Source organism: Mucilaginibacter sp. OK098, assembly GCF_900142915.1.
Classification (GTDB): domain Bacteria; phylum Bacteroidota; class Bacteroidia; order Sphingobacteriales; family Sphingobacteriaceae; genus Mucilaginibacter.
This window is the reverse complement of record NZ_FRCM01000003.1, coordinates 313,426-336,551: the sequence shown is the minus strand read 5'-3', so window position 1 is coordinate 336,551 and position 23,126 is coordinate 313,426. Positions and strand designations below refer to the sequence as shown.

General features: G+C 41.9%; 22 protein-coding genes. 16 read left to right on the top strand and 6 right to left on the bottom strand.

Translation table 11 applies throughout. The features are described 5' to 3' along the window. Positions 1–107: 107 nt before the first annotated feature. The 9 genes from BUE31_RS11650 to BUE31_RS11605 all read left to right on the top strand — a co-directional run bounded on the left by BUE31_RS11650 (position 108) and on the right by BUE31_RS11605 (position 9,008). Entirely contained in the window at positions 108–1,154 is a 1,047-nt protein-coding gene (locus BUE31_RS11650) for a hypothetical protein (protein ID WP_073403574.1), read from the top strand. Positions 1,155–1,179: 25 nt separating this feature from the next. Next, positions 1,180–1,989, top strand: coding sequence for a cytidylyltransferase domain-containing protein (locus BUE31_RS11645; protein WP_073403572.1), 810 nt, complete (start codon positions 1,180–1,182; stop codon positions 1,987–1,989). A gap of 18 nt (positions 1,990–2,007) precedes the next feature. Next, positions 2,008–2,871: a transketolase gene (locus BUE31_RS11640; protein ID WP_073403570.1), complete on the top strand. Its 864-nt coding sequence runs from the start codon at positions 2,008–2,010 to the stop codon at positions 2,869–2,871. 1 nt (position 2,872) lies between these two features. Further along, positions 2,873–3,811 carry a transketolase family protein gene (locus BUE31_RS11635; protein ID WP_073403568.1) on the top strand — a complete coding sequence of 313 codons (939 nt, stop codon included), beginning with the start codon at positions 2,873–2,875 and terminating at the stop codon, positions 3,809–3,811. Positions 3,812–3,827: 16 nt separating this feature from the next. Continuing rightward, positions 3,828–5,165 carry an aminotransferase class III-fold pyridoxal phosphate-dependent enzyme gene (locus BUE31_RS11630; protein WP_073404278.1) on the top strand — a complete coding sequence of 446 codons (1,338 nt, stop codon included), beginning with the start codon at positions 3,828–3,830 and terminating at the stop codon, positions 5,163–5,165. A 9-nt stretch (positions 5,166–5,174) separates the two neighbouring features. Next, the gene (locus BUE31_RS11625) at positions 5,175–5,978 is read left to right on the top strand and encodes an SDR family oxidoreductase (protein ID WP_073403566.1); all 804 of its coding nucleotides are present in this window, start codon (positions 5,175–5,177) and stop codon (positions 5,976–5,978) included. Positions 5,979–6,004: 26 nt separating this feature from the next. Next, entirely contained in the window at positions 6,005–7,432 is a 1,428-nt protein-coding gene (locus tag BUE31_RS30550) for an N-acetylneuraminate synthase family protein (protein ID WP_234997800.1), read from the top strand. Positions 7,433–7,672: 240 nt separating this feature from the next. Continuing rightward, positions 7,673–8,620 (top strand): sterol desaturase family protein, encoded by a 948-nt coding sequence (locus BUE31_RS11610; RefSeq protein ID WP_083619739.1) that lies wholly within the window; start codon positions 7,673–7,675, stop codon positions 8,618–8,620. Between the two features lie 10 nt (positions 8,621–8,630). Continuing rightward, positions 8,631–9,008: a DMT family transporter gene (locus BUE31_RS11605; RefSeq protein WP_073403564.1), complete on the top strand. Its 378-nt coding sequence runs from the start codon at positions 8,631–8,633 to the stop codon at positions 9,006–9,008. Positions 9,009–9,233: 225 nt separating this feature from the next. Here the strand turns inward: BUE31_RS11605 and BUE31_RS11600 are convergent, their stop codons facing one another. After that, positions 9,234–11,300, bottom strand: a complete 2,067-nt coding sequence (locus BUE31_RS11600) for a M56 family metallopeptidase (RefSeq protein WP_073403562.1) — start codon at positions 11,298–11,300, stop codon at positions 9,234–9,236. Positions 11,301–11,325: 25 nt separating this feature from the next. Further along, entirely contained in the window at positions 11,326–11,724 is a 399-nt protein-coding gene (locus tag BUE31_RS11595; RefSeq protein ID WP_073403560.1) for a BlaI/MecI/CopY family transcriptional regulator, read from the bottom strand. Positions 11,725–12,107: 383 nt separating this feature from the next. On the opposite strand from BUE31_RS11595, the gene efp reads away from it, so the two are divergent. Further along, positions 12,108–12,671, top strand: a complete 564-nt coding sequence (efp, locus tag BUE31_RS11590; RefSeq protein WP_073403558.1) for an elongation factor P — start codon at positions 12,108–12,110, stop codon at positions 12,669–12,671. Positions 12,672–12,861: 190 nt separating this feature from the next. On the opposite strand, the gene BUE31_RS11585 is transcribed toward efp, so the two are convergent. From BUE31_RS11585 to BUE31_RS11575, 3 genes are all read right to left on the bottom strand, one after another. Then, positions 12,862–13,989, bottom strand: coding sequence for a TlpA disulfide reductase family protein (locus BUE31_RS11585; protein WP_073403556.1), 1,128 nt, complete (start codon positions 13,987–13,989; stop codon positions 12,862–12,864). 187 nt (positions 13,990–14,176) lie between these two features. Further along, a complete protein-coding gene (locus BUE31_RS11580) occupies positions 14,177–15,313 on the bottom strand; it encodes a TlpA disulfide reductase family protein (RefSeq protein WP_073403555.1) in 1,137 nt (378 codons plus the stop codon). Positions 15,314–15,369: 56 nt separating this feature from the next. Then, positions 15,370–16,554 carry a formimidoylglutamase gene (locus BUE31_RS11575; protein ID WP_073403553.1) on the bottom strand — a complete coding sequence of 395 codons (1,185 nt, stop codon included), beginning with the start codon at positions 16,552–16,554 and terminating at the stop codon, positions 15,370–15,372. 225 nt (positions 16,555–16,779) lie between these two features. Here BUE31_RS11575 and BUE31_RS11570 point away from each other — a divergent pair, with 225 nt between their 5' ends. The 3 genes from BUE31_RS11570 to BUE31_RS11560 all read left to right on the top strand — a co-directional run bounded on the left by BUE31_RS11570 (position 16,780) and on the right by BUE31_RS11560 (position 19,729). Beyond that, positions 16,780–17,811, top strand: coding sequence for an aldo/keto reductase (locus BUE31_RS11570; RefSeq protein WP_073403551.1), 1,032 nt, complete (start codon positions 16,780–16,782; stop codon positions 17,809–17,811). Positions 17,812–18,027: 216 nt separating this feature from the next. Next, the gene (locus BUE31_RS11565; RefSeq protein WP_073403549.1) at positions 18,028–19,245 is read left to right on the top strand and encodes a sensor histidine kinase; all 1,218 of its coding nucleotides are present in this window, start codon (positions 18,028–18,030) and stop codon (positions 19,243–19,245) included. After that, on the top strand, positions 19,220–19,729 hold the full coding sequence (locus BUE31_RS11560) for a DinB family protein (protein WP_073403547.1): 510 nt from the start codon (positions 19,220–19,222) through the stop codon (positions 19,727–19,729). Before BUE31_RS11565 ends, BUE31_RS11560 begins: the two co-directional genes overlap by 26 nt. A gap of 83 nt (positions 19,730–19,812) precedes the next feature. Here the strand turns inward: BUE31_RS11560 and BUE31_RS11555 are convergent, their stop codons facing one another. Then, positions 19,813–20,208, bottom strand: a complete 396-nt coding sequence (locus BUE31_RS11555; protein ID WP_234997799.1) for a DUF6249 domain-containing protein — start codon at positions 20,206–20,208, stop codon at positions 19,813–19,815. A gap of 417 nt (positions 20,209–20,625) precedes the next feature. Here BUE31_RS11555 and BUE31_RS11550 point away from each other — a divergent pair, with 417 nt between their 5' ends. From BUE31_RS11550 to BUE31_RS11540, 3 genes are all read left to right on the top strand, one after another. After that, entirely contained in the window at positions 20,626–21,207 is a 582-nt protein-coding gene (locus BUE31_RS11550) for an RNA polymerase sigma factor (protein ID WP_073403545.1), read from the top strand. Next, complete coding sequence (locus tag BUE31_RS11545) at positions 21,204–21,713, top strand: anti-sigma factor (protein ID WP_073403543.1); 510 nt, start codon at positions 21,204–21,206, stop codon at positions 21,711–21,713. The genes BUE31_RS11550 and BUE31_RS11545 overlap by 4 nt, the downstream gene beginning before the upstream one ends. 464 nt (positions 21,714–22,177) lie before the next feature. Then, positions 22,178–23,026 carry a DUF2911 domain-containing protein gene (locus BUE31_RS11540; protein ID WP_073403541.1) on the top strand — a complete coding sequence of 283 codons (849 nt, stop codon included), beginning with the start codon at positions 22,178–22,180 and terminating at the stop codon, positions 23,024–23,026. Positions 23,027–23,126: the final 100 nt, after the last annotated feature.

The window sequence follows — 23,126 nt, the reverse complement described above, 5'->3', positions numbered from 1 at the left end:
ATTTCGCAATATCACATTAAACAAAAATTAACTAAATATTACCCTTTTTACCGGCCTCAAAAAGCCAAAACCTAATGCTTAGTTTTAATCTTTATAACGTCATCCTAATGAGGAAAAAGATCCTATTTATAACTGGTTCCATAAATCAGACCTCTCAGATGCACCAGATCGCAAAGCATCTTAAAGATTATGATTGCTGGTTTAGCCAGTTATTTCCCGACTCGGCATTTCTAAAAGCTATTGTAAAATATACCTCTTTTGCCAATGGAACGGTGTTAAAAGGGCAGTTCAGGGCAAAGTCTGAAAATTACCTTCAACAACACGGTTTACAGGTTGATTATGGCGGTAATAAAAACAAATATGACCTGGTAGTTTACTGTACTGATATGGTTGTAGCCAATAAATTTAAGCAAACCAAAGCCATTTGGGTGCAGGAAGGAATGATTGATAAACGCACCTTTTTAACAAGCATTGTAAAAGCACTGGGTATGGCTCCTTATTTTACAGGTGATACCTCGTTAAACGGATCAACAAACATTTGCGACATATACTGTGCGGCATCGGAAGGATACAAAAGTTATTTTGCTAATAACGGAACCGATCGTAAAAAACTGGTGGTAACCGGAATTCCTAATTATGATGATCATTCCCAGTTTATTGATAATGACTTCCCGCTTCATGATTATGTAATGGTGGCTACCTCTGATATGCGTGAGACTTATAAGTTTGAGAACAGGCCCGCATTTATTAAGCATGCTGCTAAAATAGCCAACGGAAGGCAGTTATTATTTAAGCTGCACCCTAATGAAAAGTTTGACCGCGCCCGGGCCGAGATTCGCAAATACGCCCCAGCCGGAGCTTTGATCTATCATAATGGCAATACCAATCATATGATAGCCAACTGCAGTGAGCTGATAACACAATACTCAACCGTAGTATATACCGGTATCGCACTCGGCAAAAAGGTACATTCTTATTTTGATGTTGATGAATTAAAACGCCTGGCGCCCATTCAGAATGGCGGCACCTCCGCAAAAAATATAGCCAGGGTATGCCGCAGTTTTATTGAGCACCAAGGCGGCAAAGAAGATTTTATAACCCAATTCAAGTTTGAGCCGGAAGTTATAAAATACTGCGAATTACAATATGCCTGATGATTTGAAATTGTAAAGTAGGTTTATGTCAAGAAAAACAGTAATAGTTGTACAGGCCCGGATGTCGTCAAGCCGTTTACCCGGAAAGGTAATGTTGCCTGTTTTAGGCAAAAGCCTTTTGTACCGGATGGTTGAGCGTTTGAAAATGATCCGCCATGAAGTACCGCTTATTGTTGCCACCTCGCAGAATGCAGCAGATGATATTATAGAACAGGAAGCTTTACAATTGAATGTTGCCTGCTATAGGGGGAGCCTCAATAATTTATTGGATCGGCATTACCAGGCTGCTATGCTTTTTAACGCTGATAATGTAGTTAAGATACCTTCGGATTGCCCGCTCATTGATCCGGATATTATAGATGATGTGCTCGGTTTTTTCTTTGCCAATCCTGGCAGGTATGGTTATGTAAGCAATTTGCATCCGGCAACTTTCCCTGATGGAAATGATGTGGAAATAATGACGATGGATTGCCTTGAAAAAGTATGGAAAGAAGCCCAAAGGCCTTTGGAACTTGAACACACAACGCCTTATATATGGGAAAATCCCGACAGGTTCAACATTGGCAATGTATCCCTACAACCGGGTATTGATTATTCCATGTCGCACCGCTTTACCATTGATTATGAAGCCGATTATCAATTTATAAAACGGGTTTATGAAGAGCTATATCCAATAAATCCACGTTTTTCATGCTGGGATATTTTAAACCTGCTGGCCGAAAAGCCAGAGATCTACCATATCAATGCACAATATGCCGGTGTAAACTGGTACCGTAATCACCTGGATGAACTAACAACAATTTCACCTGAACAAACCAAACTAATCATTAGCTAATAGAATTAAAATATAGCCATGCAAAACGTAATAGCAAATACCACAGACCTTGAGGCAGTTGCTTTGAAAGTAAGGGAACATATTATAAAAATGTCGACAGATGGCGGCTGTTTTGTTGGCGCTTCATTATCGGCTGCTGACCTTATCGTTTACCTGTATTCAGAATTTCTTAACATCAATAAAGATAACCTTAACGATCCTGACCGCGATTACCTGTTTTTATCAAAAGGCCATGACGTACCTGCATTATACGGAACCTTTGTGGAGATGGGCTTATTGGATGCTGATCGTTTAAAAAATCACTTATCCGTATCCGATAATATTTACTGGCACCCTAATACCAAAATTCCGGGGATCGAATTTCACTCCGGCTCATTGGGCCATTTGCCATCCGTAGCTATCGGTGTTGCTATGGATCTAAAAATTAAAGGCAGCACAAACAAAGTAGTGTGTATTATGGGTGATGGGGAGTTAAATGAAGGCACCTGCTGGGAAGCTGTGCTGGTAGCTAATGCCTATAAGCTTGATAATCTGATCTTCGTGATCGACCGTAACCAGTTCCAGGCCAATATGGCTACGGAGGACCTGATCCCCCTGGAGCCATTGCATGATAAGTTTACCGCATTTGGCGCGGCCGTTAAAAGAATAAACGGGCATGATTTCGATGCTTTAAACGAGGCGTTTTCAGCTTATCCTTTCCAGACTGGGAAGCTTAATGTGGTAATTGCCGATACCGTTCGCGGTAAAGGACTACCAAGCATTGAACGCCGTGCCGACAGGTGGTTTTGCAATTTTAATGCAACCGAGGTGGATGACCTGCTTAAAGAAATGCACGGTGAGCATTTAACCCAATTAACATCAGAAACTTTAGTGGTAAGGTAAGATGACGTACGAAGAATTATTAACAGAAATAGCTTTATCAGACGAACGCTTTATAGTGATGACGGCAGAGAACCGTGCATTAGTAAGGAATATTCCCGGCAAGTTGGGAAACCGATTTATTGATACCGGGATAACCGAACAAACTATGATAGGTGCAGCAGCAGGCCTTGCCCTGCGTGGCCGCATCCCGGTGGTACATGCGTTGGCCTCATTTTTATCAATGCGGGCATTTGAGTTTATCCGCACCGATGCCGGCATCCCAAGCCTTCCGGTTAAGTTAAGCAGCTTTATACCTGGTTTTTTATCGGATGGTAATGGCCCTACCCACCAGGCGCTCGAAGATATCTCGCTGATGCGTGGAATTCCCAATATGACGGTTTTTGCGCCTGCAGATGAGGACGACCTGGTAAAAATGCTGCCCCAGATCTGGGATCATCCCAATCCATCATATGTTCGCATCAACACACGCAAAACTGATTATGCACACACTCCCTTTGAATTGGGAAAAGCCGAGGTGATTTCAACAGGTGATGATGTAACCATTTTAACGTATGGGCTAATGTTTGAGCAGGCGCTTATTGCTGCTGAAATGCTTAAAAATGAAGGTTTGTCAGTAGGCCTTGTTAACCTGCGCAGCCTTAAACCTGTAGACGAGCGCGTAATAATTGAAGTTACCCGGAACAGCCGCTTAACCGTAACACTTGAAGATCATTTTCTAACAGGAGGTTTATACAGCATTGTTGCTGAAGTATTACTTAAACACGGACTTACAGCCAGTGTTTTACCATTCGCCTTAAATGAAAAATGGTTTAAGCCGTCACTGCTGCCAAATGTTTTGGAATATGAGGGTTTTACAGGTAAACAAATAGCCGAAAGAATATTAGGATACAAAACCTTTTATAAACAACCCGGGATAGCTGTGCCTCAATTTGCTGAATAATAAAAGAAAAAACAACATGCCAAACTCAATAAAATTTAATCCTGGTTATCCCGTAATAACCGAATCAAACGAGTTGTATGAACGTGCATTAAAAGTTCAGAAACCGGTTACTCAAACCCTTGCAAAAGGCCCGGGTCAGTTTACCAATGGCGTTGCCCCTAAATATATACAAAGAGGACAGGGCTCGCATGTGTGGGATGTTGACGGCAACGAATACATCGATTTTAACTCGGCTATTGGCCCAATATCATTAGGCTATGCTTACCCGGCTGTTGATGAGGCTATCAAAAAGCAGCTAAGTGATGGGATCACTTTTTCGCTGATGCACCCGCTTGAAGTGGAACTTTCTGAATTGATCAAACATGTTATTCCTAATGCCGAGGCTGTAAAGATCTCCAAAACCGGTGCAGATGTTTGCTCGGCAGCTATCCGGGTGGCGCGTGCTTTTACAGGCCGCGACAAAGTGTTTTGCTGTGGGTATCATGGCTGGCATGATTGGTATATAGGGATCACCAGCCGCAATGCCGGCATCCCGGAGGCAATCCAGAACATGACTTATACTTTTCAGTATAATGATATTGATGCCATAAAGGCTGCCCTTGATGAAACTGTGGCCGCCCTGATACTAGAGCCATTTATTTTTGAGGCGCCAAAACCAGGCTTTTTAAAAGAACTGGCTGAAGTGTGCAAAGCTAACGGCACCCTGCTGATCTTCGATGAAATGTGGACAGGCTTCCGTATAGCCATAGGTGGCGCCCAGGAATATTTTGATGTAAAGCCTGATCTGGCCGTTTATTCAAAAGCCTGTGCAAACGGGATGCCTATCGCCCTGCTTACCGGCAGGGCCGATGTGATGGAGCTGTTTAATTCGGAGGTGTTTAGTTATACCACCTTTGGCGGCGAGGCTTTATCGCTGGCAGCCTGTATTGCTACTATAAATGAGCTGCGTGATAAAAATGTGCCTCAATACCTGGATGAAAAAGGTGCAGTAATAAAAGATGGATATAACAGCATAGCCATTGAAACAGGTATGGACATTTACACCCGCTGTATAGGTTACAATTGCCGCTCAATGGTAACGTTTACCCCGGAAGCAGGCAACGGCCTGGAAGTAAAAACCCTTATGCAGCAGGAAATGATAAAACGCGGTGTTTTATGGGCCAGCTTTCACAATATGTGCTACAGCCATAGCGATGAAGATATAGCCTATACCCTTTCGGCTTACCGCGATGTAATGCCCATTATGAAAGAAGCAATACTTAGCGGCAACATTAAACAATACTTAAAAGGCGGGGTGCTTGAAGCTGTTTTTCGCAAAATAGATAATTACAATATTAAACCTAAAATAGTATAGTTAAAATCTATGAAGCTGTTTTCGCTTGAAAATAAAACTGCGATTGTTACCGGAGCATTGGGCCTGCTGGGGAAAAAACATTGCGAAGCACTGGCCGACGCAGGAGCTAATGTAGTAGTAGCCGACCTGGATGAGAGCGGCGCTGAAAGCTTTGCTGAAAGTCTTGGCGAACAGCATGGCGGCCTAAAGGTTGATGTTACCAGCGAAAGATCATTAAAGATAGCGCGCGACCAGATCTTAACGCGCTACGGATCAATAGATATATTGGTAAATAACGCTGCCATAAATGATATGTTCGAAAATCCGGGCATGGCAAAAGAACTTTCGGCATTTGAAAATTATCCGCTTGATGCCTTTAAAAAATCGCTGGATGTAAATGTTACCGGCGTTTTCTTAGCCTCGCAAATTTTTGGAACCGTAATGGCTGAACAGGGGAGTGGAAGCATCATCAATATTGCATCTACTTATGGAATGGTAGGGCCGGATCAAACTATCTATAGGAATGAATGCGGCGAACAAACCTTTTATAAATCGCCGGTTTACCCGGTTACCAAAGGAGCAGTTGTAAACTTTACACGCTTTTTAGCGGCCTATTGGGGTAACAAAGGCGTAAGGGTTAACACCCTTTCGCCGGGCGGCGTAGAGAATGCGCAAAACGAATTTTTTATTCAAAATTATTCTGCTAAAACTTTATTGGGACGCATGGCCAGCCCTTCTGACTATCAGGGTGCATTGGTTTTTTTAGCCAGTGAGGCATCCGCTTATATGACGGGTGCGAACCTTATTGTGGATGGTGGCTGGACAGCAATTTAAAACACTAAACTTAAAACATAATGAATATGTTAAACGAAAAACTTTCACGCATTAAACTGCTTCTAACAGATTGCGATGGCGTATTGACCGATGGCGGTGTTTATTATGGCGAAGCCGGAGAAGAATTTAAAAAGTTCGACATCCGCGATGGGATGGGTGTTGAGCGCCTGCGGAATTTTGCGGGAGTAACAACCGGTATTATTACCGGGGAGCTATCGCCATCATTAATAAAACGGGCGGAAAAATTAAAAATTACCGAACTGCATCTTGGGGTTAAAGATAAGCCTGCCGTATTTAAGGAGATCTTAAGCCGGCTTGACCTGTTGCCTGAAGAAGTAGCTTATATTGGGGACGACACCAATGACTTGGAAGTAATGAAGCTTGCCGGCGTTACCGCTTGCCCGGCAGATGCCATATCGTTTATAAAAGATGTTGCCAATATAACATGCGAGGCTAAAGGCGGGCAAGGTTGTTTCAGGGAGTTTGCCGAGCTGATCATAGCATCACACCAAAAGGTAAAAACAGTAGCTACAGCTAATCAAACTATTACGTTAAACACGGGCAATAAAATTGGTCCCGGCGAACCTTGCTATATTATTGCAGAGATTGGGATCAACCATAATGGCTCTCTTGAAATAGCAAAACAATTGATAGATGAAGCTGTGGCTGCCAAAGCCACAGCCGTAAAATTTCAAAAAAGAACACCGGAAATTTGTGTGCCTAAAGATCAATGGGAAATTATGCGTGATACTCCGTGGGGAAGAATTTCTTATATCGATTATAAGCGTAAAACTGAATTTGGCATTGCCGAGTATGCAACCATTGATCAGTATTGTAAAAAACAAGGGATAGATTGGTTCGTATCAACCTGGGACGTTGAGGCGGTTGATTTTATGGAGCGATTTGATACTCCTTTATACAAGCTGGCATCGGCCTCGCTAACTGATTTTCAGTTGATCAATAGAATTTTGCTAACAGGTAAACCTTTAATGCTTTCAACCGGCATGTCGACCAATAAAGAAATTGAAGATGCGGTTAACCTGGTAAAAGGATTTGATGAAAATTATCCTTTACTTATCGCACATTCAACGTCTGCATATCCTTGCAAGCCCGAAGAGTTGAATCTTAAGATGATCCATACTCTTGGGGATAAATATCCGGGATTGCCAATTGGTTATTCGGGCCATGAAACCGGGCTGGCTACTACGGTTGCGGCAGTATCATTAGGAGCAACATTTGTTGAGCGCCATTTCACACTTGACCGAGCGATGTGGGGATCAGACCATGCAGCATCTGTTGAGCCACAAGGATTTCAACGTATGGTACGGGATATCCGCGATGTTGAAACAGCTACCGGCGACGGCATTAAAAAAGTTTATGAATCTGAGCTTGGCCCGATGAAACGCTTAAGGGTAAATATTAGTGATGAGTATAAGGATAAATCATTGGCGTAAACTTTAAAAGAGTGACGGTGTTTAAACAATGTGCGTTTGAACCATTTTCTACACGCGGGGCGTTGCCCTGCGCTAAGAGATAAGACCCTTTCAGGGCCAAAGAATTAAACGTTCTATGGCAATGCCCTAAGCCCTGAAAGGGCGAAATACATCGGCGCAGGTAGAAGGCCTGCGAGAAATAGGGTGAAGATTTATCAGGAGGACAGGTTTTAAATCCCCTCAATATGAATTAAGCAGCATATGACAATTTTACAAACCACCACCACAATCCTCATCTGCTGGATAGTATTCATCATAGCATGGGAGCGGATTTCGCCATATCGCAAGGGGTTGCCCTTTTTTAGGGAGGGCTTTTGGGTGGATTTAGTTTGGTATACCATCATCCAAAGCTATGTACTTAAAATTGTGATATTTGATTATATCATTTACCCGCTTCAGCACCATATTAACTGGAATGGATTTCAGTTTTTTAAAGACTGGACAGTAACTGAACAGGTTTTGTTTTTCCTGGTAACGCATGATCTGTATATCTATCTCTTTCATCGTTTACAACATGCCAGCAAAATACTGTGGCGGACGCACGAGGCGCACCACTCGGGTAAAGATGTTGATTTTTTGGCAGGATCGCGTTCGCATGCTTTCGAGATCATCATTAATCAAACAATAGAGTTTGCACCAATAATTATACTTGGCGCCGACCCGGCGGTTATCCCCATAAAAGCAATGCTCGACGCTATGTTCGGGATGTTTATTCATGCCAATGTTAACGTTAGGCTGGGTAAGCTGAAATATATTTTTAATTCGCCCGAGCTGCACTTATGGCACCACGCCAATTACCACGAGGTATTTCACGCCAACTTATCAACCAAATTTGCTTTATGGGATTATCTTTTTGGAACCGTATATGATCCCGCTTTTAAACCAGGCAATCAGCCCGAAAACTGGGGACTGTATTACGACTATCCTAAAGATTACTTTTTGCAGCATGCTTTTTCGGTAAAGCGTTTTGATGAGAAGGGCTTATTAAAATATAAATGGTTCAGGTATTATTATGAGATAAGGCCAAACCTTATCTTAAAAATAAAGAAATTTTTGAAGTTAAATAAGGGCGCGACCATTGTTAACATGCATCAGCCTGAATTAGCAGACACCGATGCGGGTGAGAACTTAATGTCATACAACAAATAAACTTAATCTATTGGCCTGGATCTACTTATTATTAGCTGCATCATGCGAAACAGCATGGACCTTCTGCTTAAAGTTCATGAAATTCAGCGATCTTAAAACATTAAGATTTATTAACTTTTACAGATGGCAGGGCGGGCTGCCGGTATTGGTCCCTTTTGTTGGTTATATTTTATTTGGTGTGGCCAATATCTACTTGTTCTCCATCGCAATAAAGCAGATCCCAACAGCAACAGCATTTGCAGTTTGGACAGCAATTACACTGATCTTTATAAAAATTGCCGAACTCCTATTTTTAGGTCAGCGCATCTCGTGGATCGAAATATTTTTTATGCTGCTGATAATGATCGGGATAATGGGCTTAAAGGTTTATTCGCTGCAAAGCCAATGATTTAGATGTGCCCGAATAAAGAGGCGGTATCAAAATTATAAAATACCAAACAAAATTAAATTTTGGACAATAAAAAGCTCCGTGCTGCTCGGTGTCTTCTTTGCGTACTTTGCGGTTAATTTTTTACCACAGAGATAACAAAGAAGGCACGGAGATCACAGAGACCAAATATTATTTTTAGTGTTTTTTAGATTTAAATATTTTGATACAGCCTCTTAACGCTAATTACTTTTTGGTGGTTTCCGAGGTGGATTCTGAAGACTCATGTTTACTGTAGTGCCAGTTTACCTTATCACCAGGTTTTTTCGCAAATATTTTCAGGATCTCCTGGTGAATATCTTCCGGCTGTAATGCTCCGTCAACCTTTAACGATTTATTACTTAATGACATGTCGAAATCGTTCTTATCCTTTATGATACCTCTTTCTATCAACCTGTCAGCTGCCTCTTTAAATCTTCCGTCCGGTTTGATTGGTGGGATGGGCGCCATTGGTGCTACGGATGGCAGTCCATTTACTCTTGTTAATGGAGCAGGTGGAACAGGAGCTGCAGGTGTTACCATAGCCGCAATTTTTGGTGCGGGAGAAACAGGCGCCGTAAGTGCAGCTGATGGTGGAACCATTGCTATTGCATTTGGGGCGGGCATTGCAGGTACCGGCGCTTTTACGCCCTGCAAGCCTGCTGGTGGCATGGGCCGTGCTGGCGGTGCAACAATTGGCGTTGCAGGTACCGGCACTTTTACTCCTTGCAGGCCTGCAGGTGGCAGGGGAGCTGCAGGTGGTGCAACCATTGCTATTGCATTTGGGGCAGGCGTTACAGGTGCCTTTACTCCTTGTAAACCTACCGGTGGAACGGGCGGTACAGGTGCTACGGCGGCTACTTCCTTATATTCTTTTAGCAATTCATTGATTTTTGTTTGATATTGGCTTACTGGCCTCTGTATAGCATTTACATATAATGTTTCCACCTTATTATTATGGTCCATATCCAGCTGGTATAAAACACCACTTCGTTTAAACAGGTATGCCTTTTGGGGTTTTCCGTTTTTTGATATGATGGTGCGCATGGTAGTGCCATCCTCAAAATCGGAAGGGTTATAAATTTTACCATGAGTGTTTAACGTGGTATCAATTTTTCCCAGGTTTACTTTTGTATTGACCTTTACTTTTGCAACAACTTGAGGATTAACGCTAATAGGTTGTTGTTGAACCTGGCGGATTTTAGCTGCCGGTTTTCTAATTGTATCTTTTGTCGAAAATGCCACGGTGAGCAATCCGCCGGTTACCATGCAAATGGTAAGCAATGTTTTTTCCATGATGTTTAATGATTGGTTATGATTATTTACCATCCTTTTAACCCTATTCAATAACTTGCTTTTGTCGCGCGCCAAAGCCATGCTTAAACCGGGTGCTGCCAGCTGGTACTCCTGGCAGCTTAAAAGCGCCTGTATATAGCCGGATTTACTGCCGGCTTGTTTAAGCGCTATATCATCGCAGCAATTTTCCCGCTCAGCTTTAATAAGCTGCGAGATCCACAACACCGCGGGGTTAAAAAAGAATATGATCTCCAAAAAGCTTTGCAGCAGGTTTACCAGGTAATCCCTGCGGCCAATGTGCGCCAGCTCATGTACCAGGATAGCCTCAACCTCGTCAGCGCTTAATGCGTTTATAAAGCCTATCGGGATGAGGATAAGCGGCTTTAAGTGCCCGATCACCATGGGCACTTTGGCGATGCCCGATTCTACAAGGCTTATGGCCTGTTTTATTTTAAGCTGATATGATAAATACGCCAGCCTGGTTTCCCAATATTTACTTACAGCATAAGTTTTGGTATGCTTTAAATGATAGATCTCATGAATGCCAACCGCCAGCTTAATGCTTTTAGCGCAGATAATTAAAAACCAGATTAAAACAATGGTATTGCAATGGGCATTTAAATAACCAATAACTGTATCGGCAACATTCTGTTTATCAATATAGTTAGCTGCAACCTGAGGGGCTTGCATGATAGCCGGTGAGTTAATAGCTGCATTGCCGTCTTTGTAAATTAAGTGGCCGGTTTGTACGGGCTGCAGCTGCCATAAAAAGGTAAATATAACACCACAGGTAAACAGAACCATTGCCCCAAGCAGCAGGTTATATCTAAGTGCCGCACTTAACTTTTTAGTGAAAATTATAATAAAACCACCTGCAACAGCAAGTAAAACACCCTGCCATAATGAATGCATTAAGGTGTTGCTCAATGCTTTTATAAACTGATCAGTTAACAGGCTGCCTGTTGTTAAAGTTCCCATAGCGGTTAAGTTTAAAACCCGGTTATTATTCTTTATCTAATTTGTTCAGCAATTCTTTTATTGCCTTAATATCTTCTTTCGATGCATGGTTATTCCCCAATACCTGCATCACCAGGCTGCCCGCCGAGCCTTTGTACATGGAATCGACAAACTTATTCAGCAGGTGATTTTTTGTTTTTTGTTCTTCTTCAACAACTATGTATACATGCTTCATTTGGCTTTCATCACGTTTCAGTATTTCTTTTTCAACCATAATCTGCATCAGTTTTAAGGTCGATGTATAATTAACATCCTTTTGCTCATTCAGCCTGTCGTTCACAAATCTTACTGTTGACGGGCCGTGTTCCCACAGCACCTGCAGGATCTCCAGTTCTGATTTTGTGGGATCAAATTTGCGGCTGTTTTTTTCTTGTTCTGAAATCATAACACAAACATAGGAATATTTTCGTACGAAACAAGCGACACCTTGAATATTTTTTATTTTTTTTCTTGGATTGGTGATTTTGGCATATTGTTGAACGTGGATTATTAACCGCAGAGGGTGCGGAGAAGGCGCGAAGGACGCGGAGATTAAAAAGAGAACATGTTCTTGTCTCCGCAGATTCTGTCATAGACGACCTTGCGCAATGTTTGTGGCGGGTAAAAACTTATTGCAATGGATAAACCCGGATGGTCCACCGGCATATTCCTCCGAAATGGCTCTATACAACGAAGGGTTCGCCTATGAGACCCTGCTGAAACGGAAGCGCGTCATCCTCTTGTTTCTTTGCCTTTAACTCCATAAGTTTGCGCCTCAATTATATTGTTATGTCAAAAGCATCTGAAATTAAAAATGGCAATATCATTCGCTTTAATGGTGAATTGTTACAGGTAGAAGAATTTTTGCATCGCACACCAGGCAACTTACGCGCTTTTTACCAGGCACGCATGCGCAATGTAAAATCGGGTAAATTGGTTGAATATCGTTTCCGTACGGATGAGGATGTGACCATAGCGCGCGTTGAAACCAACGATTATCAATATTTATATGAAGATGGCGGCTCGCTGGTTGTAATGGATAACACCACCTTTGATCAGCATAATGTGCCAAGAGCTTTGTTTGGATCGGCTGTTAAGTTTTTAAAAGAAGGCATGAATGTAATTGTAGCCTTTGAGAGTGATGAACCAATTATGGGGTCGATCCCTGGTTCTGCCGAGCTGGAGATAACTTATACCGAACCTGCTGTTAAAGGCGATACCTCAACCGGCGCCTTAAAAAATGCTACTGTTGAAACCGGTGCTGAAATTAAGGTTCCATTATTTATTAATATTGGCGATAAAGTAAAGGTTGATACCGCTAGCGGATCGTATGTGGAAAGAGTGAAGAGTTAGCCTCCAATATCTTGAAGGTTGAGTTTAACAGGAATATTTGTAAAGCCTCCGCAAAGGGGGCTTTTGTGTTATAATCTATTTTTATAAACAGCAAATCATATTACTGATTCAGAGTAAACAAAAAAGCCCGGAAGGTAAAGCTCTAAACTCTTTCTTCCGGACTTCCCGTCTTTCCAGACTTTCGGACTACTCAGATCTTTCCGAAAATCTCTTCTAATTTATTTTCAAGGTCTTCACCCCTAAGGTTTTTACCAACTATCTTTCCGTCAGGGTCAAGCAAAAAGTTTTGCGGGATCCCGCGCACTGCATATAATCCGGCAGTTTTGCTATCCCAAAATTTAAGATCAGATAGTTGTGTCCAGGCTAAGCCGTCCTTATGGATCGCCTTTAACCATTTATCTTTTGCACCGGGCCTATCTAAAGATACGCCTACGATGGTAAATTTTTGACCCTTATAATGATTGAATGCTTTTACCACATTTGGGTTTTCCTGGCGGCAAGGGCCGCACCATGATGCCCAAAAATCAACCAATACATATTTACCCCTGAACGATGAAAGACTAACCATTTTGCCTGCTGTATCAGCCTCGGCAAACTCGGGCGCTGTTGCACCAAGGGCAACGGCTTTTAATTTAGGGAGTCTTTCGGCAAATTGCTTTCCTGATTCTGAAGCTTTTATTGCCGGTGATAAGCCATTAAATAAAGGGGCGATATCAACATAATCAGCACCGTAAGCGTAGCTTTCCAATGCATTAAGGCTAATAAAAGAGTCTGGATTGTCTTGTATGAATTTTTTATTTATTTGGACATCCTGAGCATCAATTGCTTTTTCGGCCTTGGAATTTTCTTTAATAAATGCATCTGATTTTTTTACATCATCTGAAGCAGCCTTCCGCTTTGCTTCCAGTGCGGCATAAGCATCGTCAACCGGTTTGTGGGCAATCGTATAGAGCGCATCTTCGCGGTTTGTTTTAGTACCGTCAACCGTAGCACTTGCCAGGGTATCTTTACTAGTTACATTAATGGTTCCGTTTTCAAGGTATATTCCTTTATAATCCTTATAACCGGGGCCTGTTCCTTTCTGGTTAAGCTCCAGGTATGCTATTACCGGCGCAGCACCCACATTACCGGTAAATTGAAATTTGCCATCCTTAAGTACGACAGAATCGGTACTTGTTTTGCCAGCCTGGCGAAATTGCAGGTATATTTTTGCAGGAGCATTTAATGCACCTATAGTGCCTTGTACCGTATATTTACCGGTTTGTGCAAAAGCAAGTGCCGGTAGGCTTGCCAATGCCATTAAAACAATTTTTTTCATCAGTTACTTTTTAATTTTAACCGTAAACTTAAAAAATATTATTTGTGATTGATGTAGAATAGCTGTCAAAAAGCAGGTGAAATTGTATAAAAACAATTAAGATAACTGGTTTAGGAGGGCAGAGACGATTTATTATATTTCAGCGTACTCGCAGGGTGTCGCCCTGTGAGTACGCTGAAAGGGTATATTATTTCCCCAACACCTCTTTCAGCTTATTATCCAAATCATCGCCACGCAGATCTTTGGCTATTATTTTACCCTTGGGGTCAATCAAAAAGTTTGCAGGGATAGATGATACATAATATAAAGCGGCAGCCTCATTGTTCCAGAATTTAAGATCCGAAACCTGTGTCCAGTTTAAGCCATCATTTTTTATGGCAGCAAGCCAGTCGGCCCGGCCACTTTGCTTATCAAGCGATACGCCAAGTACGGTAAAGTTTTTTTCTTTATACTTATTGAAAGCTTTTACCACGTTCGGGTTTTCCTCCCGGCATGGGCCACACCATGATGCCCAAAAATCAATCAGAACATATTTACCCCTGAAAGAAGAGAGCTTAACCGGAACACCGTTTACATCAGCTTGTGTAAAATCTGGCGCCATGGTACCCGGGGCAGTGTGCTTTAGTGTTTCGAGCGAACTTTTAAAGATCTTCGCCGTTTCTGTGCTTTTTAAACCTGTTGATAATGAATTATAAAGCGTATCAAGCTCAAACGGATCAGGTGATGGGCCATCTACCGTGTATAAAGCCATCAGGCTCAGGAAACTATCCGGGTTGCCCAGGATGAATTTTTTGATGGTGGTTTTTTGTTCTGCCTGCAAAGCTTTGTATTTTCCCTGCAATGCACTCCTGAATTCAGGGGTATTTAGTGCGCCTGTGGCAGCCCTTTTTTCGGACATCAGTTTTTGGGCTTTATCCTTTATCGGGTTTAATTGCGCTTTTAGGTTTTTGTCGTCGTCATTTATCTTCGAACCCGTTATCTGCGCCTTTGAGGCAGAGTCAGGACTGCTCAATGAAAATTCGCCTTTATCAATATAAAAATTCAAAATATCGGCAGTGCTGTCAAGCTTTTCAAAGCCTATGCCTTTATGATCAATAACCAAAACAGCGTTGGACGGGTTCATGATCTGGCCGCTAAACTCAAAATTTCCGGTTGTTATAATTGCCGAATCTATTACCTGGTTAGCGCCAACTTTGTATATAAGGTATGCCCTTGAAGGGGCATTCAAATTGCCTATTTTACTTTTTATTAAAAAGGTTTCCGGGGTTTGTGCCATTGCCATAAAAGGTAACAGCGTTATTATAAAAAGAACTATTTTCTTCATCTGTTTATCAGCATGTAAGCTGTGATAACGTTAAAATTGGGTTTGAATTATGCAGATCAGTTTAATTTTTGATAAGTGCGCCACCAAAGATCGGGCATTTCGCCGGATACTGCGGTCTTGTAATCGTCATATTGGCAGGGCACGAGGTGAAAACGCTCGTTTTTTGAACCGCCTGCTGGGTAGGGTACCTGCATCCACCAACGGTCGGATTTTTTGCTTTTTACAAATACCACTTCATGCTCATCATGCTTTAAGCTGGTTTTATAGATCAGGTATTGCGATTTGGGATTAAGCGGAAAATCGCGCTTGCGGTTATAAACGCCATCCATAAAATACCAGATCATTTGGGCAAGCAGGGTGGCGGTTTGCCCGTTATTATCATAAGCAGGGTTAAACTCATAAAAGCCAATAGAGCTCAGCTTATCATTAAAGCCGGCATAACGCGCTACCTGGCAGGCCTCCTCTCCATAAAAACCATTAGGGCTTGCATTGGCATTTCCCACAGCGTCTGATGATCTGATGGCCCCCATATCAAAGCTGATCATACTGGCATTGCGAATAATTGGCTCGGCAACGGCAACGTTGCCACTTAGCTCACCAAGGCGATGTACATCAAAATAAAGCTTTTCCATTACCCTAAGGCTATCCTGGCTGGCAAAATAGGTTTGGTAACCCAGGTTGCTGTAATTAAACAGGTAATTAGGTTCGTGTAAAAATATTTTATTGAGATATGATTCTGAAGTGGTTTCGATCCCTTCTGACGTGTTGTCGTCATCATCCAGATCAAAATGCGAATCGACGATCACGAGGTCAACTTTTTGCTCCAGGTCTTCATAAGCCAGGTATTGTGCATAGGTAAGATCCTGCCCGCCGCCAATTATAACGGGGATGATATCTTTTTTAACCAACTCGCTAACCACGGTTTTAAGGGCGATATATGTATCGGTAACTGTGGCTCCCCGGCGGATATTCCCAAGGTCGACGATCTTTGTGTTGTAATTTCCCTCGTTTAGGCGGTACAGTTTTTCACGCACGTAATCAGGCGCCAATGCACAGCCGGAATTGTTTACGGCGTTCCTGTCTTCCTGCACGCCAATAATGGCGATGTCTGTTTTATCTTCCATAGAAGGAAAATCAACAGCGTAATATTCGATCTTACTGCCTAGCTGACTGGTATAATATCCTTTTGCAGGGATGATCTTTTTGTGATCGATAGGTGAAAAAAAATCGGATAATGACATTTTTTTGATGTGCAAATGTGCAGATATGCAAATGTGCGGATTTTTTGGATGAAGCGTTGTTTTTTTTGAATTTAAGGGACGGGGTTACCGCTTACTATCGCAGAGCTCCATCCCGGAGAAAATACAACTGCATCCAGACATGTGTCCTTTTCCTGAAACTTCCCTGACAAAGATTTGATGTGATTGCCGTTACCTTTGAATATTACATAAAACACTACATCAATAATGGAATACAGACAATTAGGGGCATCAGGGCTACAGGTACCGGTACTCAGTTTCGGAACGGCTACATTTGGCGGCGGCAATGAATTTTTTAAGGCATGGGGCGATACCCAGCTTGATGAGGCCAAACGCATGGTTAATTTGTGTATTGATGCCGGGGTCAACTTTTTTGATACAGCCAATGTATATTCACGCGGCTTGTCTGAAGAAATATTAGGAAAAGCATTGGAGGGTTTACGCAACCAGGTGCTCATATCAACCAAGGCAACCTTTACTATGGGCGACGGGCCAAATGATTTCGGATCATCACGTTTTCATTTGATAAAATCATTGGAAGACAGCTTACGCCGTTTAAATACTGATCATGTTGATATTTACCATATGCACGGCTTTGACGGCAATACGCCCGTTGAAGAAACTTTACGTGCTTTGGATGACCTGGTAAGCAGTGGCAAGGTCCGTTATATTGCCTGCTCAAATTTTTCAGGCTGGCATTTGATGAAATCGCTATCGGTATCTGAGCGTTATGGCTGGGCACGATATATTGCACAACAGGCTTATTACTCTTTACTTAACCGTGAGTTTGAATGGGAGCTGATGCCCGCCGGGATAGATCAAAAGGTTAGTACAATAGTATGGAGTCCGCTTGCATCAGGGCAGTTAGGTGGAAAGTTCCGCAGGGGACAGCCTATTCCTAAAGATAACCGGACACAACAGGGCGGCAGTCACGGCCCCGCAACTGATTACGAACATTTGTTTAATATTGTGGATGCTTTGGATGAAGTAGCCGAAGAAACCAACAAATCAGTAGCACAAGTAGCGCTTAACTGGGTGCTTCAAAGGCCAACGGTTGCCAATATTATTATTGGCGCCCGCAATGAAGAGCAGCTAAAACAAAACCTTGACGCTGTAGGCTGGAACCTTACTACTGACCAGGTTAAAAAGCTGGACGCCGCAAGCGAGGTGGACCCAATTTACCCATACTGGCATCAACGGCAGAATGTGAAACTGAACCCGCTGCCTAAGTTTTATTAAAAATTCTATAGCAAAATAGGGATGAGTTTAAAATCCTCCGGGTTTTAAACTCATCCCTGTATGTTAAAATGCTGATCCGGCACTTTTCCTTTTCAGTACTTTAATGACTTTTCCGGCTTTCGGACTAAATACGTATTTTGGGCGGATATAAGAAAGCTGTTTTCCTGGCGTTCCATCTTTCGGACTTCCGGACTTCCCGACTTTCGGACTACGCTCATGAATCCATATCAACAAAAAAAACGCTGGAAATATTCATTGCTTACTTTTGCAGTGGTAATTGCCAGTGGGTCATTATTTTACACCAGTTACCTTGTGCGTAATATTGCAAGGTCTGAGCGCACACGGGCCGAGGTGTGGGCGTTAAGCATGAAACAGCTGGCAACCTCGGATGATAATGATTTTTTAAACTACGTTTTTGCTGTGCGCGATAGCCTTACCGTACCGGCAATTGTTATTGATGAAAAGGGCGACTTTAAGTATAAAAAAGGACTCGACCCCACTAAAACATTTATAAAGATTGAGGCGGAAAGTAATAAATCACTAACGTATGACCCCACATATTTTAAGCGGGAACTGGCTTATATGCAGGATCAGCATACACCCATAGGGCTAAAGGTTTACGGCGAAAAATGGTTGGTTTATTATAAAGATTCAGCGTTACTTACCCAGTTGAAATTTTTCCCATATATCCAGCTTTCGGTAATCGCCATATTTTTATTATTGGCCTATACAGCCTTCAGCTCTTCGCGTAAATCAGAACAGAACCAGGTTTGGGTGGGGCTTGCTAAAGAAACAGCCCATCAGTTGGGGACGCCTATTTCATCATTAATGGCCTGGATAGAACTGATGAAAGAGAAATATAGCGCCGGAGACGACTCATTAATTGCCGAAATGGAAAACGATGTTAAACGGCTTGAAATTGTTGCCGACCGTTTTTCAAAAATAGGATCAACGCCAAAGCTTGAGGAACACAAAGTTTATGAGGTGGTTAAAGATTTTGTTGATTACTTTAGGGTTAGAGTGAGTAAAAATATAAGCTTCGAGTTAACCGGCAACCCTCATTTAGAGGCCGGACTAAACGTGCCGTTGTTTGACTGGGTTTTAGAAAACCTGCTGAAAAATGCAGTAAACGCAATTGAAGGTAAGGGGTTAATACGCGTTGAAATATCAGGAAATAAAATAAAAAAACAGGTATTTATTGATGTGTCTGATACCGGCAAGGGTATTCCCCGCTCAAAATTTGATACCGTTTTTCAGCCGGGCTACACCACGCGTAAAAGGGGCTGGGGGCTGGGGCTGTCGCTAACCAAACGGATGATAGAAAACTATCATAACGGGCAGATCTTTGTGAAGGATTCGGAAGTAGGGAAGGGCACAACTTTTAGAATTGTACTAAAAAATACACGATATGATAAACAGACCAAATCCAGATGAGTATTCTGAGTATGCCGGCAGGTATGTAAACCTTATAGGCAATGAGCCGATACTCGAGATCCTGGAACGTCAAAAGGAAGAAAGCTATAACTTATTTACAAGCTTAAGCGCTGACAAAGCGTTGTACGCCTATTCCGACGGTAAATGGACCATTAAACAAGTTGTTGGCCATATGGCCGATACAGAAAGAGTTTTTGCTTACCGTGCGCTTGTTTTCTCTCGCGAATCGATAACCCTGCCGGGTTTTGACCAGGATGTTTATATGGAGCAGGCGACCTTTAACAGCCGCCCGCTTGAAGATCTGGCAAATGAATTAAAAACCGTGCGCGAATCAAGCCTGTATCTTTTTCGCTCATTAACAGAACTGCAATCAACGCAGAAAGGGATTGCCAGCGGCAGTCCGTTTTCTGTTAGAGCTTATGCTTATATGATAGCAGGGCATGAGCTGCATCATGTGAAGATTTTGAAGGAACGTTATTTGTAAAAAAGATTCAAGAGTTAAGAGGCAAGAATCAAGATAACATATCGAAGTTCTTTCTTGATTCTTGGCTCTTGTTTTCCTGATTCTTATTCTCCCAGCTTATCTTTGTCCCCTTTATCTGCTTCTTTCTTTTCGATAAGGTAGGACGCAAATAAGCCTGCGCCGCCGAATATGGCGATCAATGCGAAGTAAATTGCAACGTTACCCCCATCGTTATACTCGTCATGTATGTGTTTAAATGCAGTGTTATCCAATACATAAGCGAAAAATAAGCCTGCGCCTGCACCTATCAATAATAAACCCCATTTTAAAGTTTGGAAAGGTGCTGATTGTGGTTTGTACCGGCGTGGGTCCATTCCGCGTTCAATCATTGCCATTCTTTCCCGTTTGGCAAGGTAAACAATGCCAAAAATCATTGCGAACAAAGCCAGTGGTACTATAATTGCCACCATTATTGCCAGTTCTTTTGCGTGATCTTCCATGATATTTAATTTTTTAAAAGTTAATAAATGTTTTTTGTTTTAAGCACCAATTCGGTGTATTTGTATGCTATGACCACATGGTTTTGAAGGAGGTTACAGAGGGAGTGAAAAAAAGTTGTAAGGGTTGTAGTTGTTGTAAAGGTTGCAGCGTATCAGTAGGGGCGTATCGTAGACGCCCTTGTACTGCAGCCAACCGCTTGGCAAGGGCGTATGCGATACGCCGGTACGTTAAATATAACACAATATCGAATTATGCATGTTAAATAATAGAGTTAATTTCATAACAATATAGCAATTCAACAATTTGCTAACTATTACAACCTTTACAACAACTACAACCTCTACAACAAATAATAAACTATCTTTACAAAAGGGTGTAACCTCCATCAAAAATACATCGTCAGAGAGCTATAATAGATGCAGAGCAAGCTTTCAGATATAGAGTTGATAGACCAGGTACTGGCGGGAAACCAGGCAGCATATGCTGATTTGGTTAAACGGCATCAGCGCTTTGTGTTTACGCTGGCTATGCGTTTTGCAAAAGGAAGGGAAGATGCCGAAGAAATTGCGCAGGATTGTTTTATAAAAGCCTACCGTTCATTGGGGTCTTTTCAAAGGCAATCAAAATTCAGCACATGGCTTTATAGTATTGTATATACTACCGCCATGACGTTTTTACGAAAGAAAAGAGTGGATACCGATTCAATAGATGACGAAAACACTTTTATACAGGTAGAAAACCAATCATCCGCATATGATGTTAATAATGTGGAGAATAAGTCGAGGTCGTTTTACCTGAACCAGGCTATAGAACAGCTTTTGCCGGATGATGCAACCATAATTACCCTGTTTTACAAAGGCGAGCAATCGCTGGAGGAAATCGGACAAGCCTTAGGAATGGAAGCCAACACGGTTAAAGTAAAATTATTCAGGGCGCGCCAGCGTTTAAAAGAAAAGCTGGAACGCAATTTAAAACATGAAGCTAAAGAACTGATATGAATAACATAGAAGAAACACTTTGGAACTATATTGATGGCAATTGCACACCGGATGAGCAAAGTGTCATCAGCACGCTTATAGCTAGTGATGAGGCATACAGGCTAAAATACCAGGAATTATTGGCCCTTAATAAGGAGTTTGCTGCTATTGAACTTGAGGAGCCGTCAATGGCTTTTACTTACAACGTAATTGAGGCCATCCGTACAGAACAGGCACAGGTGCCGCTTAAAGCTGCTATTAATAAGCGCATAATATTAGGAATAACTTTATTTTTTGTGATAACCTTAACCGGGTTCCTGATATATACTTTAGGCAGTATGGATTGGTCAGGCCAGGGCATGCCAGATCTTGCCGCAAAAGTACCAGCCAATTTTAAAGTGCCTGATGTTAGCTCGCATATCTCAAAACCGCTTGTTGAAGGGTTTATGTTTTTTGATGTGGTGCTGGCACTTTTTCTGTTTGACACTTACTTACGCCGAAAAAATATTTCCAAACAAGCTAATTAGTGTACGCAAAAAACAACAATTTATTTACTGTTGTATACACTTATAAATAAACCTGTAATGAGTTGTTTAACGGGGATGTTTATATTTCGTTAAATTGTCATAAAAAAATTAATTAGCCATTATTGGTATAGTAATTGATAAATATAATGCGGATTGGCACTCGCCAGTTCAATTGTGATAAGGTTTAGGTTGAAAGTCCCCCGCAGCAAGTGCAGGGGGCTTTTATTTTTTATACTTTACACACTTTACTTTTGCAATAATTTCCGGTCTGATACTGTTAACAGATTCAAGGTATAAGAATCAGGAAAAAAAAGTCTGTAATCTGTTAATGTTCTGTTTTAAGTTAAGGCACTTTATTTAACTTTGTTTTTAATGGATGGATTTTTACTTACCCCTATCGTCCTGGTTCCTGACGCTTAATTTTTGGCTCTTATTAACTCTTACAACAATATAAATTTACAAATATGAAAAAGTGTTACCTGTATGTACTTGCTATACTATTAGCAGGGATCTGTTTTAAAAGCAATGCACAAGCGCCGCGTATTCCCGAAGCAAGCCCTACACAAACCATTATACAGGATTTTGGCCTGGGTAAAATTACTATTACCTACTCAAGGCCTGCTGTTAAAGGCAGGGTGATTTTTGGCGGCATCAATCCATATGGACAAGTTTGGCGTACAGGCGCTAATGCCGCTACCACCATAACTTTTACCGAAAATGTAATTGTTGAGGGGCACAGCGTACCTGCCGGAACCTACGCATTATTCAGCATCCCCGGAAAAGAGGAGTGGACAATTATATTAAATAAAACAGCTAAACAATGGGGGGCTTACAGCTATAAAGAAGCGGATGATCTTTTACGTTTTAAGGTAAAACCCCAATACCTTGCTGAAAAACGCGAAAGCTTTACCATCCAGTTTGCCAATGAAACTACTCACTCGTCTGATCTGTATTTAGTGTGGGATCATACAGCAGTAGCCATCAAGTTAAATACTGATGATGATGCCCAGATTACAGCCAATATTGATGAATTGATGAAAGGTAATCGCAAGCCTTATTACTTTAATGCCATACAGTACTATTATGAAAATAATAAAGACATGAAAAAGGCATTAGGCTGGGCTTTGGAAGCCGAAAAGGTTGAGCCCAAGGGCCCATGGTATAAATTATGGGAAGCCCGCATCCGCCTTAAAATGGGCGACAAAGAAGCCGCTATTAAAGCTGCCCAGGAAGGTGTTGACCTTGCAAAAGCAAGCAATGACGATGAATATGTGAGGCTGAACCAGGCAGTGATTGACCAGGCTAAGAGCTGATTTGATTTCGGAATTCGGATGTTCGATTTCGGATTTTTGAACTATGATTAAAGGATTTCTTGATTATCTGCCTGATAAGCATCAGGTAATCTTATAATCC

Coding starts and splice junctions, on each gene's coding strand:
- BUE31_RS11550 (WP_073403545.1), top strand. CDS start 20,626: ATGCAGAGCAAGCTTTCAGATATAGAGTTGATAGACCAGGTACTGGCG.
- BUE31_RS11580 (WP_073403555.1), bottom strand. CDS start 15,313: ATGAAGAAAATAGTTCTTTTTATAATAACGCTGTTACCTTTTATGGCA.
- efp (WP_073403558.1), top strand. CDS start 12,108: ATGTCAAAAGCATCTGAAATTAAAAATGGCAATATCATTCGCTTTAAT.
- BUE31_RS11545 (WP_073403543.1), top strand. CDS start 21,204: ATGAATAACATAGAAGAAACACTTTGGAACTATATTGATGGCAATTGC.
- BUE31_RS11625 (WP_073403566.1), top strand. CDS start 5,175: ATGAAGCTGTTTTCGCTTGAAAATAAAACTGCGATTGTTACCGGAGCA.
- BUE31_RS11555 (WP_234997799.1), bottom strand. CDS start 20,208: ATGGAAGATCACGCAAAAGAACTGGCAATAATGGTGGCAATTATAGTA.
- BUE31_RS11595 (WP_073403560.1), bottom strand. CDS start 11,724: ATGATTTCAGAACAAGAAAAAAACAGCCGCAAATTTGATCCCACAAAA.
- BUE31_RS11540 (WP_073403541.1), top strand. CDS start 22,178: ATGAAAAAGTGTTACCTGTATGTACTTGCTATACTATTAGCAGGGATC.
- BUE31_RS11575 (WP_073403553.1), bottom strand. CDS start 16,554: ATGTCATTATCCGATTTTTTTTCACCTATCGATCACAAAAAGATCATC.
- BUE31_RS11635 (WP_073403568.1), top strand. CDS start 2,873: ATGACGTACGAAGAATTATTAACAGAAATAGCTTTATCAGACGAACGC.
- BUE31_RS11630 (WP_073404278.1), top strand. CDS start 3,828: ATGCCAAACTCAATAAAATTTAATCCTGGTTATCCCGTAATAACCGAA.
- BUE31_RS11570 (WP_073403551.1), top strand. CDS start 16,780: ATGGAATACAGACAATTAGGGGCATCAGGGCTACAGGTACCGGTACTC.
- BUE31_RS11640 (WP_073403570.1), top strand. CDS start 2,008: ATGCAAAACGTAATAGCAAATACCACAGACCTTGAGGCAGTTGCTTTG.
- BUE31_RS11610 (WP_083619739.1), top strand. CDS start 7,673: ATGACAATTTTACAAACCACCACCACAATCCTCATCTGCTGGATAGTA.
- BUE31_RS11560 (WP_073403547.1), top strand. CDS start 19,220: ATGATAAACAGACCAAATCCAGATGAGTATTCTGAGTATGCCGGCAGG.
- BUE31_RS11585 (WP_073403556.1), bottom strand. CDS start 13,989: ATGAAAAAAATTGTTTTAATGGCATTGGCAAGCCTACCGGCACTTGCT.
- BUE31_RS11645 (WP_073403572.1), top strand. CDS start 1,180: ATGTCAAGAAAAACAGTAATAGTTGTACAGGCCCGGATGTCGTCAAGC.
- BUE31_RS11565 (WP_073403549.1), top strand. CDS start 18,028: ATGAATCCATATCAACAAAAAAAACGCTGGAAATATTCATTGCTTACT.
- BUE31_RS11600 (WP_073403562.1), bottom strand. CDS start 11,300: ATGGGAACTTTAACAACAGGCAGCCTGTTAACTGATCAGTTTATAAAA.
- BUE31_RS30550 (WP_234997800.1), top strand. CDS start 6,005: ATGTTAAACGAAAAACTTTCACGCATTAAACTGCTTCTAACAGATTGC.
- BUE31_RS11650 (WP_073403574.1), top strand. CDS start 108: ATGAGGAAAAAGATCCTATTTATAACTGGTTCCATAAATCAGACCTCT.